A 6,197-nucleotide genomic window follows, 5' to 3' on the forward strand; every position below is an offset into this window, starting at 1 on the left:
TGATATGCCTTTATAAAACCCATTAAAGTTTCTCAAAGTTACTAGGCTAATTTGTTTGAGTTTTAATAATGGCCTGAGAGAGTCCATTTAGATAAGAAGTAAGTACAGCATCTATGGATAATATGTTTTTGTACCAGCCATTCCAGATTAAAAAGCAAGTAATTAACGTTTTTAAATCTTGATCTAAGGACTTACTTTCGTCTTTTAGTATATTCAAACCATAAGTAGCGAAATCTTGTCTGATATCGTCTTCTTTTAAATTTGTCACAAAATTTTCTAGATCGGATTTCAGTTTTTCTTGAGTGATGGCAGGAATGTCTAAACTCAACCCTTTCATTTTTATAAAATAGAAAGCGGTACAGGTTTGTAGGTTCTTTGTTTGTTTATTCAGCCAATCTTCACTGTTTTTGAATTTATTACCATCCCAGCCTTCTAGGCCAATCGATTCACCAAAATGTAAATAAATTGACGATTTTAGTTGTTCTCGCTCTCCTGGTTGAGTGCCATTACCATAAAAACTTTCAAATATGTCAGAGACAGTCTGGCCATTATATTTATTACTGCTGGCATTACCAGCTAGGATCATACCGTCAACATTGGCTAAGTTTTTATAATACGCACCAAATTGATCAATGATGCCTTGTTTTTTCTCATGTTGTTTGGCTTTTGATAGAAGATGATCCGTTATTTTATGTTGTAGTAAAAACTCTCCGGTGATTTCTGATAAATCACCAAGCCATCCAGAGGCCATCAATCGGTTTTCAACAACAGGTACTATATCTTTTATCTTATCCCAAATTTCTGGCTTTTCAATAATGCTTTCTGGTACGGGAGTGAGTGGGCCATTATGGTTGTTAGCGTCTAAAATGGCAAAGATATGTGCGACATCGTATAGATCGTTATTAGACAGCACAACCTCATGGCTATGTTGCATTTTTTGAGTGTAATCACTGGCAGGGAAAGGCGCGATGTTTGCTGTTTCGGGGATGAGGAGTTTATTCCAACCAAATGAGTCGTAATAAATTTTTCGAAATTTGGTTAACATCAGGTTGGTATCAGTGTCCACTGATGAATTGTCTTCTTCAATCGATTTCATAAAATCGATATATTCTGGCATCTTATAGTAGTTGCCATTTTCTGGTACATGATTATGAACAGACTCTCCGAAATTAAAATTAAAAACTTCGACTTCTTGCGTTTGCATTTGATTACTCCTGTTAAATCGTTAGCTGAATACTATGTCGATTGTGTTTAGCTTTTATTAAAATAATTTTTAGCTTGTTGCTTTGTGAAAGCTTGAAAATCGTTATTCCACTAATTGTTTATATCTTTTTGGATGCAATGTACAGAGATTGCCCTATCAAATAGGAGGAAAGTCTTACTAAATGCTAAGTGTGGTAGGTATTAGACAAATAGACTTGAGCTGTTATAGTGAGAAAAAACAAGAATAGGGTGTGAAAATGACATTCATGAACGGTGAAACACATCAGGTTTTTAATCAACCCAAAGCGCTTGAACACTATAACGCTTACCTTGCTGATAGGGTGCTGCAGTATTGGCAGCAGCGCTTTGATGGCGGTTGGGGGACTGAGCTTTTGACAGATTTTGGTGCTAGAGTCGGCGGTGAATTGCAACAAGCGGGTTTTCTTGCCAATAAATATTTGCCGGAACTGCATACCCACAATCGTTTTGGTGAGCGCATTGATCAGGTTGAGTACCATCCAAGCTATCATCAATTAATGCAGCATGCTATCGAACATGGGCACTGTTCTTTGCCTTGGCAAAAACCGCAGGCTGGGAGTCATGTAGTGCGTGCGACCTTGGCAGTGTTGCATACCCATGCTGATCCTGGATCGGGTTGCCCACTTACTATGACATTTGCCAGTGTGCCTGCGATTTCTGTTCAACCAAGCGTCGCCAAACTCTGGTTGCCGAAAATTTTCGCCAATCATTACGATGGTGATAATAAACCTTGGTTTGAAAAACAAGGGGTGACCATAGGCATGGCGATGACAGAAAAGCAGGGTGGGTCTGATGTACGAGCAAATACCACCACAGCCACACCGCTCAAGGCAAGTGGGCCAGGTGAGCTGTATTCGTTAGTAGGGCACAAATGGTTTTGCTCGGCCCCCATGAGCGATGCCTTTCTTGTTCTGGCAAAGACGGATGATACTCAGTTGTCTTGTTTTTTAGTGCCTCGTTGGTGTGAGGATGGCCAAAAAAATGCTATTTACCTTCAACGTTTAAAAGATAAATTAGGAAATCAATCAAACGCCAGCTCTGAAATTGAATTTAGGGGGGCTCAAGGTTGGTTACTAGGGGAACCTGGCCGAGGCATTGCGACCATTATTCAAATGGTGGCGCTGACTCGTTATGACTGTATGTTGGGCTCATCGGCGTTGATGATGCAAGCGGCTAAAGAAGCCATTTGGCATACATCAGGACGGAGTGTTTTCGGTAAAAATCTCCATCAACAACCATTGATGCTGAATGTGCTTGCTGATCTTGCTCTTGAAGCAGAAGCGGCGCTTGCTATTTCGATGCGTATTGCCCATGCCCTGGATAATATGGCCGATGAGAAGCAGGCCGCATTAGTGCGCAGCGCCACGGCGATCGGTAAATATTGGATCTGTAAACGTGCCGTTCAGCATACCTATGAAGCGATGGAGTGTGTTGGCGGTGTGGGGTATGTACAGGATAATGTCTTAAGCCGTTTATATAAAGAAGCGCCGGTCAATGCGATATGGGAAGGTTCTGGTAATGTGCAATGCCTCGACTTGTTACGAGTCTTCAACCGAGAACCTGACACATTGAAGGTCTTTTTAGAGGAGCTTGAGCTTGCCCGTCAGGCAAACCCTTTGTATGCAAAAAAACTCGATTCAGCCTATCGCTTGTTAGAAGACAAAGCTCATTTAGAGGTTCAGGCAAGACGAGTGATCGAGACCTTAGCACAGCTTTGGCAAGCCGCCAGCTTACTGATCTACGGCGATGAGGATATCGCGGATGCTTTTGTAACCGCACGCTTCAGTGACCATGGTTTTCACCAATATGGTTGTTTAGACAGTGGCATTGATATGGCCAAGATTGTAGCGCGTTTTATGCCTAAGCTAACCTCTTAACAGATGGTGAATAATGGTGTTGGTATCGTTAAAGCGTTTTTCTCGCAATTTGGTAGCAATAGCCAAGTGGTATTTTTATAAGTTAGTTTTATTGAGGGGATTCCTATGACGGAGGAAGACAAACAAACTGCATTAGAGGCGTTAAAAATTGCGTTCACTTATATGCCAAAAGCGATAGAAGTGAACAAGTACGAATACGGTGAGCGATATCAGTTGGTGCTCAATCATGTGGAAACAGTCAGGGAAGCTCTGCTTATTCACGGTATCGACCCTGATGAAGTGGATGGCGAAGTGAATGCCGATATTGCGCCGAATTCGACTTATTAGGCTTCTTTCATTGTCTTGATTCATACTGTTTGTGGGTGATGGCATGTGCCTCAGAGCTAGATTTGAAGTTAACTCGCACTAAACGGATCTTACCGTTTAGTGCGAGTGACTGGATGGTTTAAAAGGCATGATGAAAAAACTAAAACTAAGCGTTTGATTGGAAGCCCATACGGAAACCACCCCAGTGCTTGCCCTTTACAAAAATCGGCACGGAGAGATCATGTAAGATCTCACCAGTGTCTCGTTTATAGGTTTGCAATAAAAAAGTATCGGTATGTGCGCCACAGCGACGTCCTGTTGGATCGTTAAAAATGCGTTTGGTGCGATTATTGATCAGGTCTTTTTCATAGTCACCGCTTAAGGGCTGACTGAACTTTTTGTTATGGGTCGGGAAATAACCATTGATATCTACCGCGCCAGCAAACATGACTTCGCTATGTTTTTCTAACACGGCTTCTTGAATAGGCGGAAAAGCCCGATCACTAAATGAATCGTAGGCCGTGTTAAATTTCTCCGGATTACTCCCTGGAATGGGTCGATAATCTCTAGAAAAAACCGCTTCTTGGGTGAGCTCACCTTTTTCAATGGCCTCTTCAAAGACCTTAGCAATGGCCTGTGCCGAAGTGTGTGCTGTGTTGAGTAAATCTGAGAAAAACAGGGATTTATCGACTTTATCTAACTCTCTAAAGACCACTTCAGCACCATTACTTAAGCCGGACGCTTCTTGGGCTAAGCGGTCACTTCGTTGGGATATATCGTTTAATGACGTGCCAATGCGAGAAATAGAGCCGCTAATTTGACTGCTGGTGGAACCTAATACTTCCCCTGCACTCTCCACCTGAGAAAGAACAACGGAGGCGTTTTGTACTTCTTTGGTTAAAGAAACAAAGCGCTGAGTTTCCCCCAAGAGCGCGGTAGAGAGGGTTTCGGATAGCTCTTTTAGCGAGGACATTTCGTGATTTGTGGCCTCACTGTTACGGCGCACATCTGTCAGTAAGCCAGAAATTTGCTCGGATGCCGTCGCGCTTTTTGCAGCAAGCGCACGGACTTCATCAGCCACCACCGCAAAACCTCGACCTTGCTCCCCCGCACGTGCGGCTTCTATCGCGGCATTTAAAGCTAATAAATTGGTCTGCTCAGAAACCCCTTTGATAACAGTGGTAATGGTATCGATGTCGTCGGCACTTTTAATTAACAATGCTAATTGATCACTGGCCGCTTGTACCTTTTGCGTTAACTCATTTATTTGCTCGGAACTTTGCGTAAGCATCTGCTGAGCGATGCGGCTTGATTCAGCGGTATCGCTCATGGTGTGAGTCAATTGAGTCAGGTTGTTAGAAAGCGTTAAGCCCGTATCTGAGAGACTTTCTACCGCTTGAGTAATCTGCTCACTATCATCACGGGTAATGTGGATGTCTTTGCTGAGAGTGTCAACGAAATGGGATACTTCAGCAGCTCCCATAGCCATTTTTGATGTGGCGCTGGTCACGGTTTTACTGACTTGAGAATAGCCTAAGTCCTCTTTCACAAGAGAGGGCTGATTGGGCTTTTTCTTATGCTTATGGGGTGCCGATAAAAATTTTGATAAGACAAGAAAACAGCAAAGTAGTATACCGACAAGAGCATAGGGTAAAGGCATAATGTCTTGTAAATAGTTAATAACGCAGATCGCTATAAGCCCCAATACGCTCCCTAACTGTAAATACAATATCATGCTTCATGCTTCCTTATTGTTTTTCTCTAGTGTGTAACTATGTCATTAGGAGGTCAATCTAAAATAGAAGGTGAGTCATCCTTAGTTCGGTTTTTTCACGACAATGCATCTGTGATTTTTGCTTTGATTTCAACGATAACAGCCATGCTTGAAAGCGTTAAGTGTGATCGTTACCTATCTTCGCCGCTTGTCAAAGTCACTCAAAAGTAACTAATGCAAATATCTGGCTAACTTCCAATAATACCGTGACATGCAGATGGATAAGATGATATTAGTCATTTAAAGTCAGTTTTACTTCTATAAATGTTCTCAGGTAAATGAAATGAAACCACAGCAAGTATTGAAGAGCTATGAGTTAGCTTTGGCTAGCCAAGATTGGTGTTTGGTGGAACCTTTAATGCATAAGAATGTTTGTGTGACATTTTCAAACGGGACTTTTAAAGGCATTGAAGAAGTTCGAACGGTCTTTGAAGAAAACTTTTCCTCTATAAAAGACGAGCAGTATTCAATATCAAAGGCACACTGGGCTCACATTTCTGAAACAGAAGCCGTGTGTCTGTATTGTTTCAGCTGGAAAGGAATTATTGAGGGAGAGCACTGCTCAGGAAGTGGCAGAGGTACCACTGTACTGATCAATGAAAACGGATGCTGGCAAATAATAACGGAACATTTGGGGCCTAATGAGTCATAACCGATTTAGTTAAAGCAAAATAGCATATTAATGAAGTTCCAGCTTTGAGTCGCTAAGAATGTCTAATTTAAAATAGAATCATTTTGGTTTTTTTAAGTGGTTTTTAAGTGAAGATTTTTTCATAAGCAAAAAAACGATTACGATCAGTAATACAGATGCTCCAGAACAAAGCAATGCAACAGACCAGCCATATGGACCAATATCGCACTGACTGCTTTCATACCGACATAGTACATCCAAAGGGCTATAACGAAAGGTCCAATAAGAAAAATACCCAAGTATTAAAGCAATAAAAGATAAGAAAAAAGAAGCTGATATTTTAAACAAAAAACTAGGTGGAGGCTGT

At 41.6% G+C, this 6,197-nt stretch carries 6 protein-coding genes; 3 read left to right on the plus strand and 3 right to left on the minus strand.

Features of this window, described 5'->3' with window-relative positions; translation table 11 throughout:
- Positions 1–46: 46 nt before the first annotated feature.
- Positions 47–1,204 carry a hypothetical protein gene (locus JHD45_RS17665; protein WP_199477818.1) on the minus strand — a complete coding sequence of 386 codons (1,158 nt, stop codon included), beginning with the start codon at positions 1,202–1,204 and terminating at the stop codon, positions 47–49.
- 256 nt (positions 1,205–1,460) lie between these two features.
- Between JHD45_RS17665 and JHD45_RS17670 the strand changes: the two genes are divergently transcribed.
- Positions 1,461–3,119, plus strand: a complete 1,659-nt coding sequence (locus JHD45_RS17670) for an acyl-CoA dehydrogenase family protein (protein WP_199477819.1) — start codon at positions 1,461–1,463, stop codon at positions 3,117–3,119.
- Between the two features lie 105 nt (positions 3,120–3,224).
- Positions 3,225–3,446, plus strand: a complete 222-nt coding sequence (locus JHD45_RS17675) for a hypothetical protein (RefSeq protein ID WP_199477820.1) — start codon at positions 3,225–3,227, stop codon at positions 3,444–3,446.
- Positions 3,447–3,591: 145 nt separating this feature from the next.
- Here the strand turns inward: JHD45_RS17675 and JHD45_RS17680 are convergent, their stop codons facing one another.
- Entirely contained in the window at positions 3,592–5,160 is a 1,569-nt protein-coding gene (locus JHD45_RS17680; RefSeq protein WP_199477821.1) for a methyl-accepting chemotaxis protein, read from the minus strand.
- A 322-nt stretch (positions 5,161–5,482) separates the two neighbouring features.
- Here JHD45_RS17680 and JHD45_RS17685 point away from each other — a divergent pair, with 322 nt between their 5' ends.
- Positions 5,483–5,851: a nuclear transport factor 2 family protein gene (locus JHD45_RS17685; RefSeq protein ID WP_199477822.1), complete on the plus strand. Its 369-nt coding sequence runs from the start codon at positions 5,483–5,485 to the stop codon at positions 5,849–5,851.
- Positions 5,852–5,929: 78 nt separating this feature from the next.
- Here the strand turns inward: JHD45_RS17685 and JHD45_RS22350 are convergent.
- Positions 5,930–6,197: hypothetical protein (locus JHD45_RS22350; RefSeq protein WP_233407907.1), on the minus strand; the 268-nt coding region annotated here is incomplete at its 5' end.

Source organism: Marinomonas spartinae (assembly GCF_016461715.1).
GTDB lineage: Bacteria > Pseudomonadota > Gammaproteobacteria > Pseudomonadales > Marinomonadaceae > Marinomonas > Marinomonas spartinae_A.